The sequence below is a fragment of the Hymenobacter sp. genome (genome assembly GCF_031398885.1).
Taxonomy (GTDB): Bacteria; Bacteroidota; Bacteroidia; order Cytophagales; family Hymenobacteraceae; genus Hymenobacter.
Genome location: NZ_JANNOD010000051.1, coordinates 1 through 19,980 on the forward strand (window position 1 = coordinate 1; position 19,980 = coordinate 19,980).

At 63.4% G+C, this 19,980-nt stretch carries 23 protein-coding genes; 12 read left to right on the forward strand and 11 right to left on the reverse strand.

Annotated features, from left to right (window positions below):
• Nucleotides 1-100: 100 nt before the first annotated feature.
• The 3 genes from rimM to rplS all read left to right on the forward strand — a co-directional run bounded on the left by rimM (nt 101) and on the right by rplS (nt 1,952).
• Complete coding sequence (gene rimM / locus RMO51_RS09115) at nt 101-667, forward strand: ribosome maturation factor RimM (RefSeq protein ID WP_310393994.1); 567 nt, start codon at nt 101-103, stop codon at nt 665-667.
• A 97-nt stretch (nt 668-764) separates the two neighbouring features.
• Nucleotides 765-1,439, forward strand: a complete 675-nt coding sequence (gene trmD, locus RMO51_RS09120) for a tRNA (guanosine(37)-N1)-methyltransferase TrmD (RefSeq protein WP_310393997.1) — start codon at nt 765-767, stop codon at nt 1,437-1,439.
• Nucleotides 1,440-1,562: 123 nt separating this feature from the next.
• Nucleotides 1,563-1,952 carry a 50S ribosomal protein L19 gene (gene rplS / locus RMO51_RS09125; protein WP_310393999.1) on the forward strand — a complete coding sequence of 130 codons (390 nt, stop codon included), beginning with the start codon at nt 1,563-1,565 and terminating at the stop codon, nt 1,950-1,952.
• A gap of 115 nt (nt 1,953-2,067) precedes the next feature.
• Here the strand turns inward: rplS and RMO51_RS09130 are convergent, their stop codons facing one another.
• The gene (locus RMO51_RS09130; protein WP_310394001.1) at nt 2,068-2,475 is read right to left on the reverse strand and encodes a hypothetical protein; all 408 of its coding nucleotides are present in this window, start codon (nt 2,473-2,475) and stop codon (nt 2,068-2,070) included.
• Between the two features lie 152 nt (nt 2,476-2,627).
• Complete coding sequence (locus RMO51_RS09135) at nt 2,628-3,335, reverse strand: hypothetical protein (RefSeq protein WP_310394002.1); 708 nt, start codon at nt 3,333-3,335, stop codon at nt 2,628-2,630.
• Nucleotides 3,336-3,588: 253 nt separating this feature from the next.
• Here RMO51_RS09135 and RMO51_RS09140 point away from each other — a divergent pair, with 253 nt between their 5' ends.
• From RMO51_RS09140 to RMO51_RS09160, 5 genes are all read left to right on the forward strand, one after another.
• Nucleotides 3,589-3,996 carry a 6-carboxytetrahydropterin synthase gene (locus tag RMO51_RS09140; RefSeq protein ID WP_310394003.1) on the forward strand — a complete coding sequence of 136 codons (408 nt, stop codon included), beginning with the start codon at nt 3,589-3,591 and terminating at the stop codon, nt 3,994-3,996.
• A complete protein-coding gene (folE, locus tag RMO51_RS09145; protein ID WP_310394004.1) occupies nt 3,989-4,648 on the forward strand; it encodes a GTP cyclohydrolase I FolE in 660 nt (219 codons plus the stop codon). Before RMO51_RS09140 ends, folE begins: the two co-directional genes overlap by 8 nt.
• A 95-nt stretch (nt 4,649-4,743) precedes the next feature.
• Entirely contained in the window at nt 4,744-5,676 is a 933-nt protein-coding gene (locus RMO51_RS09150; protein WP_310394006.1) for a TIGR01777 family oxidoreductase, read from the forward strand.
• Nucleotides 5,677-5,810: 134 nt separating this feature from the next.
• Complete coding sequence (locus tag RMO51_RS09155; RefSeq protein WP_310394007.1) at nt 5,811-5,963, forward strand: hypothetical protein; 153 nt, start codon at nt 5,811-5,813, stop codon at nt 5,961-5,963.
• Nucleotides 5,951-6,253: a type II toxin-antitoxin system RelE/ParE family toxin gene (locus tag RMO51_RS09160; protein WP_310394009.1), complete on the forward strand. Its 303-nt coding sequence runs from the start codon at nt 5,951-5,953 to the stop codon at nt 6,251-6,253. The genes RMO51_RS09155 and RMO51_RS09160 overlap by 13 nt, the downstream gene beginning before the upstream one ends.
• A 9-nt stretch (nt 6,254-6,262) precedes the next feature.
• Here RMO51_RS09160 and RMO51_RS09165 read toward each other — a convergent pair whose 3' ends face one another.
• The 7 genes from RMO51_RS09165 to RMO51_RS09195 all read right to left on the reverse strand — a co-directional run bounded on the left by RMO51_RS09165 (nt 6,263) and on the right by RMO51_RS09195 (nt 13,378).
• Complete coding sequence (locus RMO51_RS09165) at nt 6,263-8,650, reverse strand: transglycosylase domain-containing protein (RefSeq protein WP_310394011.1); 2,388 nt, start codon at nt 8,648-8,650, stop codon at nt 6,263-6,265.
• Between the two features lie 137 nt (nt 8,651-8,787).
• Complete coding sequence (locus RMO51_RS09170; protein WP_310394013.1) at nt 8,788-9,246, reverse strand: hypothetical protein; 459 nt, start codon at nt 9,244-9,246, stop codon at nt 8,788-8,790.
• A gap of 52 nt (nt 9,247-9,298) precedes the next feature.
• Nucleotides 9,299-9,691, reverse strand: coding sequence for a hypothetical protein (locus RMO51_RS09175; RefSeq protein WP_310394014.1), 393 nt, complete (start codon nt 9,689-9,691; stop codon nt 9,299-9,301).
• 646 nt (nt 9,692-10,337) lie between these two features.
• The gene (locus RMO51_RS09180) at nt 10,338-10,559 is read right to left on the reverse strand and encodes a hypothetical protein (RefSeq protein WP_310394017.1); all 222 of its coding nucleotides are present in this window, start codon (nt 10,557-10,559) and stop codon (nt 10,338-10,340) included.
• Nucleotides 10,560-10,695: 136 nt separating this feature from the next.
• Nucleotides 10,696-12,333, reverse strand: a complete 1,638-nt coding sequence (locus RMO51_RS09185; protein WP_310394019.1) for a DUF4173 domain-containing protein — start codon at nt 12,331-12,333, stop codon at nt 10,696-10,698.
• A gap of 74 nt (nt 12,334-12,407) precedes the next feature.
• Nucleotides 12,408-12,701, reverse strand: coding sequence for a transcriptional regulator (locus RMO51_RS09190; RefSeq protein WP_310394021.1), 294 nt, complete (start codon nt 12,699-12,701; stop codon nt 12,408-12,410).
• Nucleotides 12,698-13,378, reverse strand: a complete 681-nt coding sequence (locus RMO51_RS09195; RefSeq protein ID WP_310394022.1) for a hypothetical protein — start codon at nt 13,376-13,378, stop codon at nt 12,698-12,700. The genes RMO51_RS09190 and RMO51_RS09195 overlap by 4 nt, the downstream gene beginning before the upstream one ends.
• Before the next feature lie 79 nt (nt 13,379-13,457).
• On the opposite strand from RMO51_RS09195, the gene RMO51_RS09200 reads away from it, so the two are divergent.
• The 4 genes from RMO51_RS09200 to RMO51_RS09215 all read left to right on the forward strand — a co-directional run bounded on the left by RMO51_RS09200 (nt 13,458) and on the right by RMO51_RS09215 (nt 16,502).
• On the forward strand, nt 13,458-13,991 hold the full coding sequence (locus RMO51_RS09200) for a hypothetical protein (protein ID WP_310394024.1): 534 nt from the start codon (nt 13,458-13,460) through the stop codon (nt 13,989-13,991).
• A gap of 21 nt (nt 13,992-14,012) precedes the next feature.
• Nucleotides 14,013-14,816: a class I SAM-dependent methyltransferase gene (locus RMO51_RS09205; protein WP_310394026.1), complete on the forward strand. Its 804-nt coding sequence runs from the start codon at nt 14,013-14,015 to the stop codon at nt 14,814-14,816.
• 77 nt (nt 14,817-14,893) lie between these two features.
• Nucleotides 14,894-15,769, forward strand: a complete 876-nt coding sequence (locus RMO51_RS09210) for a UbiA family prenyltransferase (protein ID WP_310394027.1) — start codon at nt 14,894-14,896, stop codon at nt 15,767-15,769.
• A gap of 103 nt (nt 15,770-15,872) precedes the next feature.
• Nucleotides 15,873-16,502: a hypothetical protein gene (locus tag RMO51_RS09215; protein ID WP_310394029.1), complete on the forward strand. Its 630-nt coding sequence runs from the start codon at nt 15,873-15,875 to the stop codon at nt 16,500-16,502.
• A gap of 9 nt (nt 16,503-16,511) precedes the next feature.
• On the opposite strand, the gene RMO51_RS09220 is transcribed toward RMO51_RS09215, so the two are convergent.
• Together RMO51_RS09220 and rho are read right to left on the reverse strand one after the other, a co-directional pair.
• Nucleotides 16,512-17,180: a DsbA family protein gene (locus tag RMO51_RS09220; RefSeq protein WP_310394030.1), complete on the reverse strand. Its 669-nt coding sequence runs from the start codon at nt 17,178-17,180 to the stop codon at nt 16,512-16,514.
• A gap of 226 nt (nt 17,181-17,406) precedes the next feature.
• Nucleotides 17,407-19,635, reverse strand: coding sequence for a transcription termination factor Rho (gene rho / locus RMO51_RS09225; protein ID WP_310394032.1), 2,229 nt, complete (start codon nt 19,633-19,635; stop codon nt 17,407-17,409).
• Nucleotides 19,636-19,980: the final 345 nt, after the last annotated feature.

A 19,980-nucleotide genomic window follows, 5' to 3' on the forward strand; every position in this document is an offset into this window, starting at 1 on the left:
GGCCGAGTCGATCACGGGTTGCTGACCCGAAGGGGTTGGGGGGTTGCCTGCCGGGCGGGGTGGCAACCCCCTAACGCTTTTCATTTTCCCTCCCCCGCCCATGCTGCTCGACGACACGTACCAACTCGGCTACATCATCAAAACCCACGGCCTGCGCGGCCACGTCGTCGCCCACTTCGACGTGGACGATGCCGCCGCCTACACCAAGCTCAAAACCGTGTACCTCGCCCTGGCCGGCGCGCCCACCAAACTAGTGGCGCACCACGTGGAAAAGGTCCAGCCGCAGGCTGGCACCCGCGTGCTGCTCAAGCTGCGCGGCATCGAGCGCATCGAAGAAGCCGAGCCACTGCGCGGCGCTCAGTTGCACCTGCCCCTTACCGAGCTGCCCGCGCTGGACGAGGGCCAGTTTTATTTCCACGACGTCATCGGCTTCACCGTGGTCGATGAAAACCTGGGCGAGTTGGGCCTGGTGGAGAACTTCTACGAATTGCCCCAGCAGGACATGCTGGCCATGCGCTACCAGGGCCAGGAAGTACTGATTCCGGTGGTAGACGAGTTGGTGAGCCATGCCGACATGGTGAAAAAACAGATTTACGTGGCCCTTCCCGAAGGACTGCTCGACATTTACCTCAAGCCTTCTTCCCGCGAGCAGGACGAGGCGGAATGAATAGCTGGTAGCTTTTAGTCCTTTTCAGCCCTTTGCCCGTTTCGGAAATTCCTGAGAAAGCCGACAGCTAACAGCTACTGGCCAATAGCTTAAAAGAATGCGCATCGACATCCTGACCTGCCTGCCCGAACTATTGGTCAGTCCCTTCGCCCATTCCATCGTGAAGCGGGCGCAAGACAAGGGCCTGGCCGAGATTTACGTGCACGACCTGCGCGCCCACGCCATCAACAAGCACGGGCAGATTGACGACTACGTGTTTGGCGGCGGGGCCGGCATGGTGCTGCGGGTGGAACCCATCGCCGCGTGGGTGGACGCCTTGCAGGCCGAGCGACCCTACGATGCGGTTATCTTTCTCACGCCCGACGGCGAAACCCTGCGCCAGCCGCTCGCCAACCGGCTGTCGCTGTTCCAGAACATCATCCTGCTCTGCGGCCACTACAAGGGCATCGACGAGCGGATTCGCCAAACGTACATCACCCACGAAATCAGCGTGGGCGACTATGTGCTGAGCGGCGGCGAACTCGGCGCGGCCATCCTCGTCGATGCCGTGGTGCGGCTGCTGCCCGGGGTGCTGGGCAACGAGGAATCGGCGTTGTCCGACTCTTTCCAGGATGACTTGCTGGCCCCGCCCGTGTACACGCGCCCGGCGGAGTGGCGCGGGCAAGCCGTGCCCGCTGTTCTGCTGTCGGGCAATACGCCCAAAATTGAGGAATGGCGGCACGAGCAGGCCCTGGCCCGCACGCACGCCCGCCGGCCCGATTTGCTGGGGTAAACGGCCGGTACCGCTTTGCTTAGTAAACACTTGCTATCATCAGCCGAAAGCGCTATCTTTGCGCTCCGTTTCGTAAAATACTAATTCCCGACGGCGGCGCCGTCTTTCGCAATTTTCTCAGCCATGAGCGTACTACTTGACTTTATCCAGGCCGAATCGCAGGAGCGCCGCGCCAGCTTTCCCCAGTTCGCCGCCGGCGACACCATCAACGTGCACGTGAAAATCCGCGAGGGCAACAAGGAGCGCATTCAGCAGTTTCAGGGCGTGGTGCTGCAGCGCCGCAATCCGAGCTCGAACGGCGAAACCTTCACCGTGCGCAAGATTTCGAATCAAATCGGCACCGAGCGGATCTTCCCCCTGCTCTCGCCCAACATCGACAAAATTGAAGTGGTGCGCCGCGGCAAGGTGCGTCGCGCCCGCCTGTTCTACCTCCGCGGTCTGTCGGGCAAAGCGTCCCGCATCAAGGAGCGCCGCCTGAACGTGGCCCCCAAGGCCGATAAGGCCACGGCATAAGCTTGCCGGCAACTAACTGGTTGCCGTGATTACTAAAAAAGGCCGGCCCCGCGTGTGGGGCCGGCCTTTTTTTCAGGGAAGTCGGGAAGGGTTCCTTCGGTTGCTGGCAGCGCGCCTAGCTGTGCGAGGAGAAATCCTGGGGCAGGTTGCCGTCCACTTCCACCGACCCGCCTTGCAGCTGCTGCGCTACGGCCGTCAGTACCTCGCCCAGCTTGGCGACGCGGGTAGCGGTATTCACGTTTTCGGGAAAGTTGGCGGCCAGGGTGGTTTGCGCGCCCAGGCGGGCCAGCAGCGGGGCAATCACGCTCACGTCGAGGGTGCCGCCGCCGAAGTGCGCCTTCAGGGCCTGCATGTCCACCACCAGCTGGTGGAAGGCCGGGTTGTTGGCCGCTTTCAGGTCTTCAATCCAGCGCTGCAACTGGTTGTCGAGGCCGGCGCGGTCGGTTACCTGCGAAAGGTCGCCGGCGAGCAGGTGAATGGCGCCGTCTAGATGTACTTGGTGTTGAACTTCGGTCTTTTCCATGGGTAATGAAGCTTGGGGTAAACGGCAGCTACTGGTGCTGCCGTTGTTGCCAACGTAGTTCCGCCCTGCGGGGTTGGCACTGTTCCCCAAACAAGAAAGCCCCGCCGGTACCGGCGGGGCTTTATCATTAGTTGGGCAGCACCTAGCGAAGCCTACTCAATCTTGTTCATGCGGTCTTTCACGGCTTCCAGGGCCACGCGCATGTTCACAATGTCCCCCCGGGCAGCCTCTTGCTCTTTCAGGTTCAGGTCGATAAGGTTGTTGAACTGCTGGAGTTCGGCGGCGTTGGCGGCCAGCAACTGCTGAATTTCCACTTTGCGCAGCTTATTCTTTTCGATGTCCTTTTTGATGGTGTTCGACTTTTCAATCACGGCCATGTGGTTGTTCTGCGAGGATACCAGCGCGCGCTCGGCTTCGGCAATCTGCGACACCAGGTCTTCGCGGTACATCATGCGGGCAAAGTCCTTGAGGTACTTCTCGGCCGACTTCCACTGCACCGGCGTGGCGTCTTTCCCAAGATACGCATTGCCCAGGTCGATGCTCCACCACACGGTGGTGCCGGTGGGCGTGGCGTCGACCTTGCTGATGACCCGAACAGGGTTGGGCGCAATTTCTTCAATTACCACGTTGTCCAGCGACAGCACCCCTTTATTGTTCTTCAACTTGCTGCCAAACTTGTCGCCGAGCTGCTTGAGCCAGGCGGCCTCCACGCGGCGATTGTCGAGCTGCATGCTCACGCGCTGGCCTTTGCGAGGAATGTTGTTAATCGACATATCGGCTTCGTCCACGGGGGATTTCTGGGCATAGCCGCTCAGCGTAGCCAAGCATAGGAAGAGCAGAATGAGTAGGCTTCGTTTCATGAAAATAACGACTTAAGAGAGCAGTAAAATTGGTCAAATAGATGGCTGCTGCCAAGGGCACCGTTGTCTGGCTTTTCAAATTTAGGTCCTTTCTGTGATGCAAATTCTCATGCTGCCCAATTTTTTATGAATAAAGCCTTTTTTATTGATTTAATCAAATTAACACTCGATTAAATTCTACTAAACCCGCGCCTGGGTTAACCTCCTCCAGGGCGAGTGCAACAAAGCCGCCGCGCACGGGTTGTAGGCCCCTATGCAAGTCACCATCTGCCGCAACGAGCACTTCAATGCTGCTCACCGCCTGCACAATCCCGCCTGGAGCGCCGAGCAAAACCAACGCGTGTTCGGCAAATGCAACAACCCCAACTACCACGGCCACAACTATAACCTGACCGTGCGCCTGACCGGGCCCGTAGACCCGGAAACCGGCTATGTATACGACACCAAGCGCTTGAGCGACCTCATCAAGCGCGAAGTGCTGGACCGCTACGATCACCGCAACCTAAACCTGGACACGGAAGAATTCCGTACCTTAAACCCCACGGCCGAAAACATCGCCGTGGCAATCTGGCAGCGCCTGCGCCCGCTTTTGGACGCCAGCCTTGCCCTTTCGGTCACGCTCTACGAGACGGACCGCAACTTTGTAGAATACCATGGATAACCCTTCCGGGCCGCCCCCGGCAACCGACGCGCACTTGCCCGCGGGCCTGCGCACCCCGCTTCGCGCCGACGCTTTTGCACAAGCCGACGAAGCCAAAATCACCGCCATCAGCGGCCACTTTGAGGGCATCATGCGCGAACTTGGCCTTGACCTGACCGACGACAGCCTGGCCGGCACGCCCCGCCGCGTGGCCAAAATGTACGTGCAGGAGTGGTTCAAGGGCCTCGACCCCAGGAATCGGCCAGAGGTGCGCATGTTTGAAAACCGCTACGATTACCACCAACTGCTGGTGGAGCGCGACATCACCCTGTTTTCGTGCTGCGAGCACCACTTCGTTCCCATCATCGGCAAGGCGCACGTGGCCTACCTGCCGGGCAGCCACGTGGTGGGCCTGAGCAAGCTCAACCGCGTGGTACAATACTACGCCCGCCGCCCGCAGGTGCAGGAGCGCCTCACCCGCCAGGTCTTCGAGGAGCTGAAGCTAAGCCTGGGCACCGACGACGTGGCCGTGCTCGTGGAAGCCGACCACCTGTGCGTGATGAGCCGCGGCGTGAACGACACGAGCAGCTCGACGCTGACCAGCGAATACGGCGGCCGCTTTGCCACCGACGAAGCCCTGCGCACGGAGTTTCTGCGGCAAATTGGCAAGTAGCGGCCACGAGTTGTCAGTAATTCGTTGTTAGTTGTCTGGCCGTTTGCTAAGCTGACGACTGACAACGAACAACTGACAACGAACAACGAATCACCATGACCGAAAACTCCCCCCGCAAAGTCCTCATCACCGGTGGCACCGGGCTCATCGGCACCCGCCTCGCCGAAATGCTGATTGACAGCGGCTACGAAGTGGCCCTGCTGAGCCGGGAACCGGCCAAAAGCAGCCACTTCCGCAGCTTTCGGTGGGACCCGCGGGCCGGCACCATCGACGAAGCGGCCGTGCCCTACGCCGACTACATCGTGAACCTAGCCGGGGCCAGCGTAAGCGACGGCAAGTGGACCGATGAGCGCAAGCGCGACATCATGACCAGCCGGCTGGGCGGCCTGGCCCTGCTCAGCCGCGAGCTGGCCAAGCCTGGCCATCACGTGCAGGCCTTCATTTCGGCCTCGGCCATCGGCCTCTACGGCGACGCGGGCGACCGGCTGGTGGACGAGGGCACCCCGCCCGCCGTGCCCACGCACGACTTCCTGGCCGACGTATCGCACCAGTGGGAGTTGGCCGCCGCGCCCATCGCGGCGTTGGGTATCCGCACGGTCATCCCCCGCATCGGCATCGTGCTGAGCACCGAGGGCGGCGCGCTGCCCCAGATTGCGCGGCCCGTGAAGCTGGGCGCGGGTGCCGCGCTGGGCAACGGGCGGCAGTTCATGTCCTGGATTCACCTCGACGACCTCTGCCGCCTGTTCATGGCCATGCTGGACGACCCCACCTGGCGGGGCACTTACAACGCGGTGGCTCCCAACCCCGTCACCAACCAGCAGTTCACCGAGACGCTGGCCCACGTGCTGCACCGGCCGCTGGTGCTACCCAAAGTGCCTGCCTTCGGCCTGAAGCTGGCCATGGGCGAGATGAGCGACATCGTGCTGGCCTCGCAAAACGTGAGCGCCCGCAAGGTGCTGGCCCACGGGTTCACGTTCGAGTACCCGGAACTGGAAGGGGCGCTGGAGGCGCTGTACGGAGGGGAATAAGCGCCTATGGTGATTTGAAATCTGCAACTGCGAACCTGACAAGGTTGCAATTTGTACCTTAGCCTGGAGCCAGGGTGATTTTATCACGAAGCGCGGTTAGCACAATGATAAGCCAAGAGCAAATCTCCGTAATCTTGAAGGACTTACCCCGTGAGTTCTCGATTGACGAGCTGGTTGACAAGCTGATTCTGGTCGAAAAAATCGAGGAGGCCATCGGACAAGGCGAACGCGGCGAAACTTATTCGACGCAAGAAGCAAAAGACTTGCTGCGGCAATGGTCCAAATAAGATGGTCGCGGCGCATTATCTCCGAAATCCACGAAGCGCGGGAATATCTTCAACCGTTTTCGCCAGCTTCTGCCGAACGCCTCACAAGTGCCGTTTTTGCAAAGGGTGCGCTTCTGGAAAGCCAGCCGCTATTAGGACGCATCGTGCCAGAGGCTGAGCGCCCGGACGTGCGCGAGTTGTTCTACAAGAAGTACCGGCTGATTTACCGGATTGTAAGCGAAACCGAAATCCTGATGCTTACGCTGCACCCGGCGTTGCGCCCCCTGGAGCCCAACTCTATTTTTGAGTAAGCTGCCTGTTCACAAGCTGTCCGGTACCCCGGCCGCGCTGTTCATCTGCTCCAGGAGGTTATCGGCCGCGATGGTGTCCACCGCCTCGGCGCGGCGGCGGGGCTCGCTGGGCGTGACGCAGTTGTACCTCTTCACAATTTTGACGGAAGCTTTGGGGAAGTGACCGTAGGTGTAGCCCAGCTCCTTGTCGCGGTACACTTTTTCCATGAACTTGCCGAAGATGGGCAGGGCCGTGCGGCCGCCTTCGCCCTGCTGCGAGCCGGTGAAGTGGATGCTGCGGTCCTCGCCGCCCACCCACACGCCGGTCATCAGGTCCTTGGTCATGCCCATGTACCAGCCGTCGGAGTAGTTGGAGGTGGTGCCGGTTTTGCCGCCGATTTGGTTGTCGTTGTGCCAGAGGTCGAAGTCCCACAGGGCCTGGGACGTGCCGCCGGGCTCGTCCATGCCGCCGCGCAGCATGTAGGTCATTAGCCACGCGGTTTCGGGCGAGATGGCGCGCTTTTGCACCGGGTCGAACTGCTTGATGACGTTGCCGTTGCGGTCCTCGATGCGGGTTACCAAGCGGGGCTCGGAGCGGAAACCGGTGTTCAGGAACGTGCTGTAGGCGTCCACCATTTCGTACACGCTCACGTCGCCGCCTGAGCCCAGGCCGATGCTGGGCACCGCGAGCAGCGGGCTGGTGATGCCCACTTTGTGGGCGTACTTGGCCACGTTCGCCCAGCCTACTTTCTCGGTTAGCTGGGCCGTGACGGAGTTCACGGAGCGGGCCATGGCGTGGCGCAGCGTCATGTTGTTGCCGGTGTACTCGCGGGTCACGTTGTCGGGCCTCCACTCCATGGGCTGGCCGTTTTCAACGTAATTAATGGTCACGCGCTCGTCGCGGATGCGGTCGCAGGGCGAGTAGCCGTTGTCGAGGGCGGTGAGGTAAACGAAGGGCTTGAACGTGGAGCCGGCCTGGCGGCGGCCCTGCTTCACGTGGTCGTACTGAAAGAAGCGGTAATCGAGCCCGCCCACCCAGGCCTTAATCTGGCCGGTGAAGGGGTCCATGGTCATCATGCCGGCCCGCAGAAAGTGCTTGTAGTAAGCCAGCGAGTCGAGCGGCGACAGGACGAGCGTGGTGTCGCCGTCGTCCTTTTTCCAGGTAAATACCTTCATCGGCCGCTTGGCGTGCAGGGCCGAATCGAGGCGCTGGGGCTGGTTGCGGTAGCGGTTGGCCAGGGTTTTGTAGCTCTGGGTGCGCTTCATCTGGGTGGCGATGAAGTCGGGAATTTCGTTGCCCTCGTCGTCCACCCACGGGTCCTGGCCCCGGTTACGCCAGAACCGGTCGAAGCTGCGCTGCAGGGTTTTCATCCGCTCGTGCAGCGCCTCTTCGGCGTGGGCCTGCATCCGCGAGTCGATGGTGGTGTAAATCTTCAGGCCGTCACGGTACATGTCGTGGCCGGTGCTGTCGCACCACTGGCTCACAAACTGACCGATGGCGCCGCGGAAGTAGGTATCGGGCCCGTCGATGTGGCGGTCGACGTGGTAATCGAGCACGACGGGCGTGGCCTTGAGAGCCGCGATTTCGGCCGGGGGCAGCACGCCGGCCTGGCCCATGCGGTCGAGCACCACGTTGCGGCGGCGCCGGGCGGCGGCCGGGTGGAAGCGTGGGTTGTAAGCCGTGGGGTTGTTAAGCACGCCCACCAGCATGGCGGCCTGCTCGGGCCGGAGGCTGTCGGGCGAGGTGTTGAAAAAGGTCTTGGCCGCCACCTTGATGCCGAAAGCGCTGGAGCCGTACTCCACCGTGTTGAGGTACATCCGCAGGATTTCCTCTTTGGTGTAGCGCCGCTCCAGCTCCACGGCGGTGAGCCACTCCTTGGTTTTGGCCACGATGGTGCTCACCACCGGAATGTAGCCCAGGCCCCCGCGGCTCTGCTGGCGGCGGATTTTGTAGAGGTTTTTGGCCAGCTGCTGGGTGATGGTGGAGCCCCCGCGCTTCTCGCCCCGCAGCGAGGCGTAGAAGCCGCCGAGCACGGCCGTGAGGTCGATGCCCGCGTGCTCGTAGTAGCGCACGTCTTCGGTCGCAATCAGGGCTTTGACGAGCACGGGCGCCATTTGGCTGAGCGGCACCGGCGAGCGGTTTTCGCGGAAGTACTTACCAATCAGCACCCCGTCCGACGTGTACAGCGCCGAGGCCTGCTCCACTTTGGGATTCTCTAAATCGGCCAGGCTCGGCGACTTACCGAAGAGAAACATGAAGTTGGTGCTCACCAAAACCGGGTAGACCAAAAACAAAATCAGCACCAAGCCAAACAGCACCCAGGCCCAACTGGCCAGCCGCCGGGGCCAATAAGGGCGCGGCGCTTGCGCTTGTAACCCGGAAAGAGGGGCAGAAAGTGGCGTTTTGGGGTCGGCCATGCGGGGCAACGGGTGGAAGGCAGGGCCGCAGCCCTACCGCGAGGAAGGGCAAATATACCAGCCCCTCGCCCCAAAAGGCCGCGCCCGCCTGCGGGGGTCAAAATTACGCACCGGCCCCGGCGGCGCCATTAGCCGCGCTAGCGGCGCTGCCGGGCCGACAGCATGGCGTGGTGGTGCACATTGCGCCGGGCCCGGACGCGGCGAAGCTGCCAGCGCCAGCCCAGCTCGCCCAAGGCCAGCAGAATAAAGCCCAGGCCCAAGAAGTAGCTCCAGTGCAGCATGCGGATTTGCGCCCGTGTGGGCGAGTCCAGCTCCTCGAATAAGAACAAGCCCCAGAGTTCATCCAGCAGCGTAAACGCCCAGACCACCGCGGCGAATACCCGCCCCACGCGGCCCAGCGCCAGGTTCCAGTGCAGCACGTACAGCACCACGCCGGGCAGCGCCGAGAGCAGCACCAGCGGCGCCTCCTTCACGAGCGGCAACCCCAGGAATAAAACGCTCAGGGTTTCCTTCAGCACCTGGGCCCCGGCCAGGCCCCGGCCAACGCGCGAGAGTTTCGGAACCGTGGGCAGCGGATGCAGGTGGGAAGTGGGCATAGCGCGGGCAATGACGGTGGAGCCAAGGAACCGCCAAGATACTGAGCCGCCGCTAGTAACGGCGCGTCATCATGCGGGTGGCCTGGCAGCGCCAAGTGAGTATTACAATCAGGAACCCTTTTACGGAATCCAGCAGCAAATTATCGGGCTTGCCAAAGACGTAATAAATCCCAACGCCGATTCCTATCCACCACAGCCCCAGCAGGTAGCACCACGTGGCGTAGCTGGGCCGGCGCTGCCACACCTGCCCCACGGCCACCAGCGCAATCAACGACACGAAGAGCAGCAACCACGCCACGATGTACGCCAGAAACTTGGTGTCAGGGCCGTATTTTACGCCAAACTGGGCTAGGGTGAAAGCCGGAGCGAAAAACGAGCCTCCGGATAGCGCCAGCTCCAGGAACAGGGCAATGAAAAGGACAACCAAAAGCAGCGTACGAGCCATGAAGCAGCGGCAAGCGTGAAGTCGTCACGGGCCTTTCTCAGTCTGGGAAGCCCAACGGGCCGCCAAGCTACCGAATAAACTTGGATAAGTCATTATTTCAAGTTTACTCATCTCTGCCTATGCCTGGTTTTATTCATTGACAGCACGTCGATTATAGTTTTTTTTGCTCAGCTTTTCATTGTAATCCTCCTGCTTTATGTCTACTTTTCTATGTGCCACGGGCCCGCCAATAGCACGGTGTTTGCTTGGCACCGGTCCAGCCGCAGCCCACCGCCTGGCTTCGCAAGCCCCACAGCAGTCAGCCTCCTAACAAGCAGGCCAGCAGCGGCGCGGCTGTTCCGAGACTGATTACGAGCACCGCGCCGCGCCGCAACAGCCGCACCCAGCCCGGGCCGAGACAAGCCGCGGCCCGGGCCCACGGCCGCGCGCTTTGCGCGCCGCTCGCCAGCGCCGACAGTACCAGCAATACCCAGCGCCAGGCCGCTGCCCGCGGGTGATTGGGTCACGGTTCTTGCTTGAAAACCCGGCTGCGCACCGGCACGCCGATGCTCGCCCCGGTTGAGTCACAGCCGCGGCGAAACCACCGACCACAAGGGCCACACCGGCACCCATTTGCTCCGCAACGCGGAAGCTTTCGGGGCGGGCTTCACTGGCCCGACCACAGCAGCATGGTTTGCACGGCAACCAGCAGCAGCAGCGCCCCCAGCACTGCGGCCCCCGGCAGCACCACGCGCACCAGCCGGCGCAGGCGCAAGCCCGGCGAAGCGGCCCGGGCGCGCCATTCCAACAACAAGCCCATCGCGGCCACATCGGCGAAGCAAAACAGTAGGCCCAGCAAGGTCAGGGCGAATTGAGGAAGCAAGGTCATAAGTAGTCGTCCAGAAGGAAACGAGTTGTCAGTTGTCAGTTGCTCGTTGTTCGTCAGATGTTTATCAAAGGGCTGACAACTGATAACTAATGCCTGAAAACTTAAAAGGAAAGCTGAAGTAGAAGAATAGGGGCCGTTACGGCAGGGTCCGGTAAGCGTGCCAGTCGGCGTAGGTGCGTCCTTGCCAGTCAGCCTGCGCGGCGTAGCGGCTTTTCCAGGTTGCCACGGCGGCATCGAGCCGGGCCTGCGCTTTGGCAGCGGACACGGTTACGACGGTGCCGTACTCGTCCTCGCCGGTCAGGGGCACGCGGGCCAGCAGGGCGCGCTGGGCAACCAGAGTGGGCAGCACCCGGGCCGGCATGGCCAGCAAGAAGCCGATGTCGATGCGCCGAAAGCGCGGCTGCAGGTTGTAGCGGGCAATCCAGACTTCCCAGTTGCCGGCCGCCAGCAGCAGCAGCACGGCGTACACGGCCAGCGAATTCAGGCGCACCAGGCCGTAGGCTGAGCGGCGCTGCCAGATTTTGAGCAGCACCGTGACCAGCCCAAAAAAAGTAAGCAGCAGGAAGAAACACACCCCGATGCGCTTGTAAGCCAAGCCGCTGTGCAGGATGTAATAGTAATTGCGCAGCCCCACCGAAACCGCCAGCACGGCGTTTTGCAGCACCCACACCGTGGCGCCCCCGCGCAGCCAGGGCAGGCCGGGCGCGTAAAAGTTCAGGTTGCGCCGGAAGAACCACAGCACAATGCCCATGGCCAGCAGGATGCTGAGGATGAGCACGTAAGTTCCCTCGTGCACGAATTGCGCGAGGTCGAACCCCGGCGCCGGCTCGAAGCCAAACCACAGCCAGTGCACGTCAATGGCGTTGACTACCAGCAGCAGCAGGTTCACCAGCCCAAACACCGCGGCGGCGGCGATGAACTCCTTGCGCAGGTCGAGCGCCCGCACGGATTTCCAGCGGAAATCGGGCCGGCGCACGCCAAACGAAGCCACCCGGTCGCGTTGCCGCCGGACGAATTCGCCGAAGCGCGACTCGTGGTCGGCAAACAGGTGGACCGGCACCGCCACCACTACCCCGGCCGTGACTACAAAACCCAGCATAAAAAACAGCAGGTGCCCCAGCGAGACATCGGGCAGCAGCTGCGCCAGCCAGTTGCCCAGCACCGCCAGCGCGCGGCTGCTCAGCGCCTCGTAGCGCGGGTTGGCCACCGCAAACAGCAGGTGAAAGGCCCCCAGCACACCCAGCGGCGCCAAAAACAGCCGGCCATAAAACCAGCCCCGGCGCACGCCAGCGCCGGCGGGGCGCGGGGCGCGCACGCCGCGCAGCACCCGCACGCCGGCGTGCGCCACGCTGTGGGCGGCCGTCAGCCCGGCGTACAGCACCAGCTTCAGATGGGGCTGATTCACGTAGCCCAGCAGCATCAGCACCGACGCCGCGCAGGCCAGCGCGGCCGCCCCGGAGCCGTACACGGCCATCATGGCGCCACCGAACAGGCTGCCGGCCACGGCCAGCCAGAAGTAGCCCGAGCGCCGCACCGCGGCGTGGCGCGGCAGCATACACAATTGGGCCCCCACGACGAAAATGGTAAATACCAACGTGTTCACCCCCGCGTTTTCGCGCCAGAAAAGCCAGTCGAACAGCACCACACCCAGCAGCAGCAGCAGTTTTTGGAGGGCCGTGAGCGGGGCGAGGGCCGGTTGGGCAAACGCCGCGCTAGCCGCCGCACCACCGTTGCCCGCAGGCCAGATTTCTGAAGATTCCGCAAGGGTTGTCATGGTTACTTATTTAAAGTTCTTTGAATTGCAAAGTGTATGTTCAAAAAAAGAGACATGCTTTTTTCCGAATAAAATCAAGGCCGCAGCAGCTTTTCCAGCGTGGCCAGATGCTGCTGAAAGGCGACCTTGCCGGCGGCGGTGGCCGAATAAGTCGTATTCGGCTTTTTACCAACAAATTGCTTGCTCACGAGTACGTATTCGGCTTTTTCGAGGGCGGCCACGTGGCTGGCCAGGTTGCCGTCGGTTAGGTTCAATACTTCTTTCAGGTCGTTGAAACTCACCGATTCGTTGGCCAGCAGCACGGCCATTACGCCCAGCCGCACGCGGTGGTCAAATGCCTTATTAAGCGTGTGAATGAGGTGCTTCACCGGGCCACTGCGGGGTTGGCCGCCACGCCGGCCGCGCCCGGCCGCTCGTAGCGGTTGTACATCACCAAGCCGTAGCCGATGTGCCCCAGGCCAAAGCCCAGCGCGAAGAAAACCAGCCCCCAGCCGGGCAGCAACAGGCACACCAGGCCCAGCCCAATCTGGGTGAGGCCCAGCCAGCGGATTTCGTCCAGGGTGTACTTGCTGGCGTTGAGCAGGGCGAGGCCGTAGAACACCAGCAGGCCCGGCACCACCGTGGCGGCGTCACCGCCCAGGTACAGACGCAGGCAAAACAGGCCGCCCGCCACCAGCGGCACCGCCAGCGCGGCCACCAGGCGCCGGGCGGGGGCGGTCCACAGCGGCTGCCCGTCGTGCCGGGTGCGGCGCTGGGTGAAGTAGTACGCCACCAGCAGCGCCGCGGCAATCATGCCGCCCGCCAGCAGCACCAGAAACGGCAGCGCCGCGCGCCGCTCCACGGCCGAGCTTTGCATGAGGCGCAGGTAGCCGTTGGGGTACTGGCTTTGCAGGTAGAAGTGGCCCACCGCCGCGCCCACCAGCGCCACCACGCCCGCCCCCACCCCGCTCAGGCCGGACAGCGACAAGAAGCGCGAGCTGCGCTCCATGATGGCGCGGATTTCGGTGAGCTGGGCAAGCGGGTCGGGGGCAGCGGCGGGCTTCATAAGTATCGAAGTGCTTTGTGCTGCAAAGTTAGAGTTGTTTTTACTTTGCACAAGAGATTTTTAACACCCGCTCTCAATTATGTCAACCCTTGGCCCCCCATCGCGCCGGCTATCACAACTGCTTTGGCATCACTACCGCTGGCATTTATGGGTAGGTTTGGCCATTGGGGCGGGGGCAGCGCTGCCGTATGCGCTGCTCGATTATCTACGTGAAAGACGCCTTGTGCCCTCCGACTCTTCTGCCTTCGACCCGGCTGCCATAAGCAGCCTGAACGGAAAGTACGCGTCGCTCGCGTTTTATTGCTTGCTCTTCGGCCTAATTTTCGCGGCTGTTGGGGGCCTTGTCAGGCATCCTCTGCTGGTTTTGGTAAGCCGCCGGGCCGCCACGCGCAGTGAATTGGTGTGGAAATCACTGCTTGTGTTCGGGGCGTCCGTGGCCCTGCTGGCGTTCATCCCCTGGCCAATTGCCTACAACCAGTTCAGCATGTCCATGGTAGGACGCCAATTCCTGGCTAGCTCGCTGTTCAGCTTGCCGTGGCTCATTGCTACCGGATTGGCTTCGCGCAAGCTGGCGGCGGAGTTAGGCTTACCCCTAATCCCTACCACTGAATGAGCATTTCCGCTACTTTGCGGCGTGAAGCTTCGCCTCCGCCTGTTTGAGTTTGAAGACCTGCCCTGGTTCCCCGCCGTCATCCGGGCGGGGATGATGGACTACCTGCGGTTCATGATTTCGGCCCTGGGCATCTACCGGCTCATTGTGCCGCTGCTGGCCGAGGGCCTGCGCCGCACCGGCCAAACCGCCCTGCTGGAGCTGGGCGCCGGGGCCGGCGGCGGCACCGAAACCGTGCTGGCCGCCCTGCGCGCCCACGGGCACCCGGCTGCCACCGTCACCCTCACCGACCTCTACCCCCAGCCCGCGGCCTGGGTCGACATTGCCCACCGCACTGGCGGAGCCATCGGCTTCGAGCCGGCGCCCGTGAATGCCCTGGCCGTGCCCGCTCATTTGGCCGGCTTCCGCACCATGTTTTCGGCCTTCCACCACTTCCCGCCCGCCGCGGCCCGGGCCTTGCTGCGCGATGCCGTACGCGCCGGCACGGGCGTGGGCGTGTTCGAGGGCGCGGGCAAGCACTGGGGGGAGTTGCTGCTGGCCTGCACGGTGCTGCCGGTGGCGCAGCTGCTGCTCACGCCGTTTTTTCGGCCCTTTCGCCTCAGCCGGCTGGTGTTCACCTACCTGGTTCCCGTCATTCCGCTCTGCACCATCTGGGACGGGTCGGTGTCGTTGCTGCGCATGTATTCGCCCACCGAGCTGCTGGCCTTGGCCCACGCCGCCGACCCGGCGGGTGAGTTTGCCTGGCAGGCCGGCAAAAAGCGGCTCTGGTGGGGGCCGCAGGTGACGTACCTGGTGGGCTGGCCGGACGCTGCGCTTAATGAGGAATGAGGAATGAAGAATGAGGAATCACCAGAACGACCTTTGTAGCAATTCTTCATTTCTCATTTCTCATTCTTCATTTTTCCTTGATAGTCCAGAATTACCGCCGCGCGCTGCCGCTGCTGCGCATTCCGTTTTCCGTTTACCTCATGCCGGTGTTTTGGTTTGGGCTGAGCGCCTTGCGGGGGCCGTGGAGCGGGTGGCGGGCCGTGGGCGTATTTGTGGTGCTGCACCTGCTGGCCTACCCGGCCTCCAACGGCTACAATTCTTATTACGACCGGGACGAGGGCAGCATTGGCGGGTTGAAAGCGCCCCCCGCAGTCACGCCCGAGCTGCTGCACCTGGTGTGGCTGTTCGATGCGCTGGCCGTGGCGGGCGCGGCGCTGCTTTCGGGGCTGTTTGCCGGGCTGGTGGTGGTGTATTTATTGATTTCAAAAGCCTACAGCTACGAGGGCATCCGGCTAAAAAAGTACCCGCTGCTGAGCACGCTGGTGGTGGTGGTGTTTCAGGGCGCTTTCACCCTGCTGATGGTACAAGTGGGCGTGGGGGCTGCCCCCGCCCAGCTTTTCGAGAAAACCAACCTGCTGCTGGCGCTGGTCAGCACCTTGTTCTTGTGCGGCTCCTACCCGCTCACCCAAGTGTACCAGCACGCGGAAGACGCCCGGCGCGGCGACCGCACCCTGAGCCTGCGGCTGGGCATCCGGGGGACGTTTATTTTTGCGGCCCTGGGCCTGCTGGCCGGCGCCGCCGCGCTGGCGCTGGCCTACTGGCTACGGCAGGAATGGCGCCCGCTGCTGCTATTTTTAGTGGCCACGGGGCCGGTGGTGGCGCTGTTTGGCCACTGGGCCCGGGCCGTGTGGCACGACGAAGCCGCGGCCGACTTCGAGCACACCATGCGCATGAACCAGGTGTCGTCATTGTGCCTGAGCGCGGCCTTCGTGGCCACGTTGCTGTGGCGGTAAAGTAGCCTGGCGGCCGCGCGCGGCAACTTTTGGTGGCGGTGGTTCCGTATGCAGGCTGGCCGGAACCCCGGATTCGCCTCACCGTTTCATCATTCCCTGCGTTATGCGCTTCGTCTGGCTCGCCTGGTTGCCGTTGCTGGCCGCCTGCAACTCCACTCCTTCGGCGGTGCAAGAAGGCACCGTCGCCCGCATTACCGACCGCCCGGCCCGGGACACCGCCGCCCGCCCCGCCCCCGACACGGCCCGCGCCAAGGCGGCCTCCGCCCTCGGCGACACGCTACGCGTGGTGGCGCAACAGCGCAACTTCAGCCGCCCCGCCGGCCCGCCCGACGTATTTCGGCTGGTATTTCGCGGCCCGTCCATCCTGGAAGGCACCGGCGAATTCACCATCACCGACGCCGACGGGCAGGTCATCTTCCGCGAAATGCTGACCGAGCCCGACCTGGAAGCGGCGCTGGTGTACGAGATGAAAAGCCCCACGGCTTCCCGCGCCGAGCGCGAAACGTTTGTGCTGCGTCGCATCGACCGTCTTTTTCTGCCCGCCCAGTTTCACGCACCCGCCGTTGCGCCAAAAGCCGCATTCCCCGCCGGGGTTGACAACCTGGACCGCCCCACCTGGAACGACTTGCGCCAGCGCCCCGATGCCGTGCGATTTGAGTACCTGAAGGGCAAAGAGGACCGGCGGGGCATTGCGTGGTCGCCCCTGAAAAAGCAGACCGTGCGGTTGCAATAAGGGCTGAACCTACGCCACTTCCTCCCGCAACAGCTGCTCCAGGCCCTGGCGTAGTTGCTCGTGGGGCTGGTAGCCGCGGGCCAGCACGTAGCCCTGCTCGCCCAGCCGCAGCACCGCGGTGGGAAAGCCCTGCACCCCGATGCGGGCCACGGCCGCAAACTCCTGCTGGATGGCCCGGGCGGCTTCGGGCGACTCGAAGCGGCGCTGAAACTCGGTTCCGTCCACTTCAAAGGGGACCAGTAGGGCCTCGTAGGTGGCGGGGCGGTTCAGGTCCTGCCCACCGTGAAATAACGCGGCCTGCACGGCGTGCGCAAACGCCACTGTGCGGGCGGGGTCCTGCGTGAGGTGGCGGAAAGCGGCAATGGCCCGGCTCGGCGGCTCGGAGTCGTACACGTAGCTCCCGGCGGCGCCCAAAGCCTTAAATGCCGCGCCAAATTGCACGCCGGTGGCTTTTTCCACGTCGCCCAAGGCGTGCTCAATGTACCCCCAGCGGACGGAAATGGGCTCTACTTCATTCCCCTTCACCATACCGCCGCACAGCACCGACACGTCTACGCGGCCCGCGAAATCCTGCTGAATGCGGTTGATGACCGGGCTCATGCCGTAGCACCAGCCGCACAGCGGGTCGTGGATGTATAGCAGTTCGGGCAGGTTGGCGGGCGTGGGTTCGGGAGCCATCGGCTGAAATTTATCCGCGGCAAAATTAGTCTCTACCAAGCTGCCAGGTGATAACCGGAGCAACATTGGCAATCCCACTGCCTTCGCTGAAGGTACTGATGAGTTTATTTTCCGGCCGGCCGGTTTATAAAGCGCTATACTATCGATTCCAATTCACTAGATTTTTAAAACAAAAAATCCCACTGCAATGCTGCAGCGGGCTTTTTTGTGTGTAATAATTTTAGCGCTAGCCGTTCATGGAAATGAGGAATTCCTCGTTGTCCTTGGTGCCTTTGATGCGGTCCTTGAGGAATTCCATGGCCTCGGTGGCCGTCATGTCGGCCATGAACTTGCGGAGCACCCACACGCGGCTCAGCTCGTCCTTGCTCATGAGCAAGTCCTCGCGGCGCGTGCCGGAAGCCGGGATGTCGATGGCCGGGAACACGCGCTTGTTGGCCAGCTTGCGGTCCAGTTGCAGCTCCATGTTGCCGGTGCCCTTGAATTCCTCGAAAATCACCTCGTCCATCTTCGAGCCCGTCTCAATCAGCGCGGTGGCGATGATGGTGAGCGAGCCGCCGCCCTCCACGTTGCGGGCCGCGCCGAAGAAGCGCTTGGGTTTTTGCAGCGCACCCGCGTCGATGCCACCCGAGAGGATGCGCGAGGAGCTGGGCTGCACCGTGTTGTAAGCCCGCGCCAGACGGGTGATGGAGTCGAGCAAAATCACCACGTCGTGGCCGCACTCCACCAGGCGCCGGGCCTTGTCGAGGGCCATTTCGGCTATTTTCACGTGGCGGTCGGCCGTTTCGTCGAAAGTCGAGCTGAGCACTTCGGCCTTCACGGTGCGGGCCATGTCGGTTACTTCCTCGGGCCGCTCGTCGATGAGCAGAATCATCAAATACACCTCGGGGTGATTTTCCGAAATGGCGTTGGCCACTTCCTGCAGCAGCACCGTTTTACCGGTTTTGGGCTGGGCCACAATCAATCCCCGCTGGCCCTTGCCGATGGGCGCGAACAGGTCCAGCACGCGGGTGCTAATTTGGCTGCTCTTGGTACTCAGCTTCATGCGCTGGTCGGCGAAGAGCGGGGTGAGGTGGCTGAACGGCACCCGGTCGCGGACTTCCTCCACGGTGCGGCCGTTCATGCTGTCCACGCCCACCAAAGCAAAGTATTTCTCGCCCTCGCGCGGCGGCCGGATGGTGGCCACCACCGTGTCGCCGGGCTTCATGGCGTACTGCTTCACCTGCTGCGGCGACACGTACACGTCGTCGGGCGAAGTCAAGTAATTGTAGTAGGGCGAGCGCAGGAAGCCGTAGCCGCCGTCGGGCATCAGCTCAAACGTGCCGCCGCCGGGCACCACCAGGTCCAGGTCCTGGCGGGTGGGGCGCTGGGGCTCGCGTTGCGGCTGAAGCTGCCCTTCGGGGCGGGGCGCGCCTTCGGGATTTTGGTGGCGTTGCGCACGTTCCAGGCCGCGCTGGGCGTAGCGTTCCTCGCGGGTCTGGGTGCGGCCGTCGCGGTTGTCGCGCTCGGGGCGGTCCTGGCCGTTGCGGGGCTGGTCCTGGCGCGGCTCCCGGGCTTCGCGGGGCTGGTCCTGGCGCGGCTCGCGCGGCTGGTCGTTGCGGGGTTCCCGCATTTCCCGGGGCTCCCGGTTTTCGCGCGGCTGGTCTTGACGGGCCGGGCGCTGGTCGCGGGTATCGCGGCCTTCCCGGTTGTCGCGCTCGAACCGGTCGGCGCGGTTTTCGCGGCGGTCGGCAAAGCCGTTGCCGCCGAATTCGCGGCGGTTTTCGCGGCCGCCTTCGCGGGTCTCGGCCCCGTTTTCGGTGGTGCTGGCGGCTTCGGCCGCCGCCGTGGCTTCGGCGGCGGCTTTCTCGGCGGCGATTTCGGCGGCGCGCTGTTCCGTGATGGGGCGGCCGGCGCGGTCCACTCGCTCGCGGCGTTCCCGGCGCTCGGGGCGGGCGGCGCCGTTGTCGGCGTCGGCAACCGGCGCGGAAGCTTCTGCAGCTGCTTCCGACGTTGGTTCGTTGGCGAGCGCGGCGCCGGTGGCCTCGCCGGCCGGCACCAGGGCCAGGCCTTCGAGGGAGTCCAAAATCTCAACCGTAGGCGCGGGCACCTCGGCCAGGGCCACGGCCTCGCGGCGCGGCTCGCGCAGGGGGCGGGCGGCCGGGGCTTTCGCGGCCGGCGGGGCCACGTCCGAAAACGGTTGCTCGGCGGTGCTGGGCGCGGGCCGGCGCGGAGTTTTGGCGGGGCGGGGCGGCGCCACGGCAGCTTCGGCGGCCACGGCCACCGGGGCCAGCGCCGGCGCCGCGGGCACTGGGGCGGCGGGCGGCGCGGCCGCGCCGGGGATGAGGGCCTGCTGGTCGAGGATTTTGTATATCAAATCCTGCTTGCTGAGCCGTTTGAAGTTGCCGACGTTCATCTGCTCGGCAATTTCCTTGAGGTCGGACAGCAGCCGGTCCTTCAACTCGTTAATGGTATGCATAAAGGGAATAAGGGAGAAACATCACTGAAAGCGAGGGGGAGCGGGTGGCCCGCGGAGGTCCGGTGAGGGCTCAGAAAGCCCGCGGGGACCAGGAAGCGGCCGAGCCGCGGATAACAGTTGCAGGGTCCGCAGGCCAGGAAGTGGCACTACGCGGCGCGCAAGGAATAAGCAAGAAAAGTGGTGCAGGATGGGCCGCTGGGTGTTCAGCAAAAGACGGGCCGGAGGCGGGCGCTGCGGCCCGCTGGCCCAGCCGCGGCGGCCGGTTGCTCCCGCAATGTTAGCGCATTACGGGCAAACCGCCAAATCGGGTGCCGCGGCGCTGGGATTTAAACAAGCCGCGGCGGG

What these genes read in the sequence shown, in the direction of transcription:
- rimM (WP_310393994.1), top strand. Translation starts at nt 101, where the DNA reads ATGCTGCTCGACGACACGTACCAACTCGGCTACATCATCAAAACCCAC.
- trmD (WP_310393997.1), top strand. Translation starts at nt 765, where the DNA reads ATGCGCATCGACATCCTGACCTGCCTGCCCGAACTATTGGTCAGTCCC.
- rplS (WP_310393999.1), top strand. Translation starts at nt 1,563, where the DNA reads ATGAGCGTACTACTTGACTTTATCCAGGCCGAATCGCAGGAGCGCCGC.
- RMO51_RS09130 (WP_310394001.1), bottom strand. Translation starts at nt 2,475, where the DNA reads ATGGAAAAGACCGAAGTTCAACACCAAGTACATCTAGACGGCGCCATT.
- RMO51_RS09135 (WP_310394002.1), bottom strand. Translation starts at nt 3,335, where the DNA reads ATGAAACGAAGCCTACTCATTCTGCTCTTCCTATGCTTGGCTACGCTG.
- RMO51_RS09140 (WP_310394003.1), top strand. Translation starts at nt 3,589, where the DNA reads ATGCAAGTCACCATCTGCCGCAACGAGCACTTCAATGCTGCTCACCGC.
- folE (WP_310394004.1), top strand. Translation starts at nt 3,989, where the DNA reads ATGGATAACCCTTCCGGGCCGCCCCCGGCAACCGACGCGCACTTGCCC.
- RMO51_RS09150 (WP_310394006.1), top strand. Translation starts at nt 4,744, where the DNA reads ATGACCGAAAACTCCCCCCGCAAAGTCCTCATCACCGGTGGCACCGGG.
- RMO51_RS09160 (WP_310394009.1), top strand. Translation starts at nt 5,951, where the DNA reads ATGGTCCAAATAAGATGGTCGCGGCGCATTATCTCCGAAATCCACGAA.
- RMO51_RS09165 (WP_310394011.1), bottom strand. Translation starts at nt 8,650, where the DNA reads ATGGCCGACCCCAAAACGCCACTTTCTGCCCCTCTTTCCGGGTTACAA.
- RMO51_RS09170 (WP_310394013.1), bottom strand. Translation starts at nt 9,246, where the DNA reads ATGCCCACTTCCCACCTGCATCCGCTGCCCACGGTTCCGAAACTCTCG.
- RMO51_RS09175 (WP_310394014.1), bottom strand. Translation starts at nt 9,691, where the DNA reads ATGGCTCGTACGCTGCTTTTGGTTGTCCTTTTCATTGCCCTGTTCCTG.
- RMO51_RS09180 (WP_310394017.1), bottom strand. Translation starts at nt 10,559, where the DNA reads ATGACCTTGCTTCCTCAATTCGCCCTGACCTTGCTGGGCCTACTGTTT.
- RMO51_RS09185 (WP_310394019.1), bottom strand. Translation starts at nt 12,333, where the DNA reads ATGACAACCCTTGCGGAATCTTCAGAAATCTGGCCTGCGGGCAACGGT.
- RMO51_RS09195 (WP_310394022.1), bottom strand. Translation starts at nt 13,378, where the DNA reads ATGAAGCCCGCCGCTGCCCCCGACCCGCTTGCCCAGCTCACCGAAATC.
- RMO51_RS09200 (WP_310394024.1), top strand. Translation starts at nt 13,458, where the DNA reads ATGTCAACCCTTGGCCCCCCATCGCGCCGGCTATCACAACTGCTTTGG.
- RMO51_RS09215 (WP_310394029.1), top strand. Translation starts at nt 15,873, where the DNA reads ATGCGCTTCGTCTGGCTCGCCTGGTTGCCGTTGCTGGCCGCCTGCAAC.
- RMO51_RS09220 (WP_310394030.1), bottom strand. Translation starts at nt 17,180, where the DNA reads ATGGCTCCCGAACCCACGCCCGCCAACCTGCCCGAACTGCTATACATC.
- rho (WP_310394032.1), bottom strand. Translation starts at nt 19,635, where the DNA reads ATGCATACCATTAACGAGTTGAAGGACCGGCTGCTGTCCGACCTCAAG.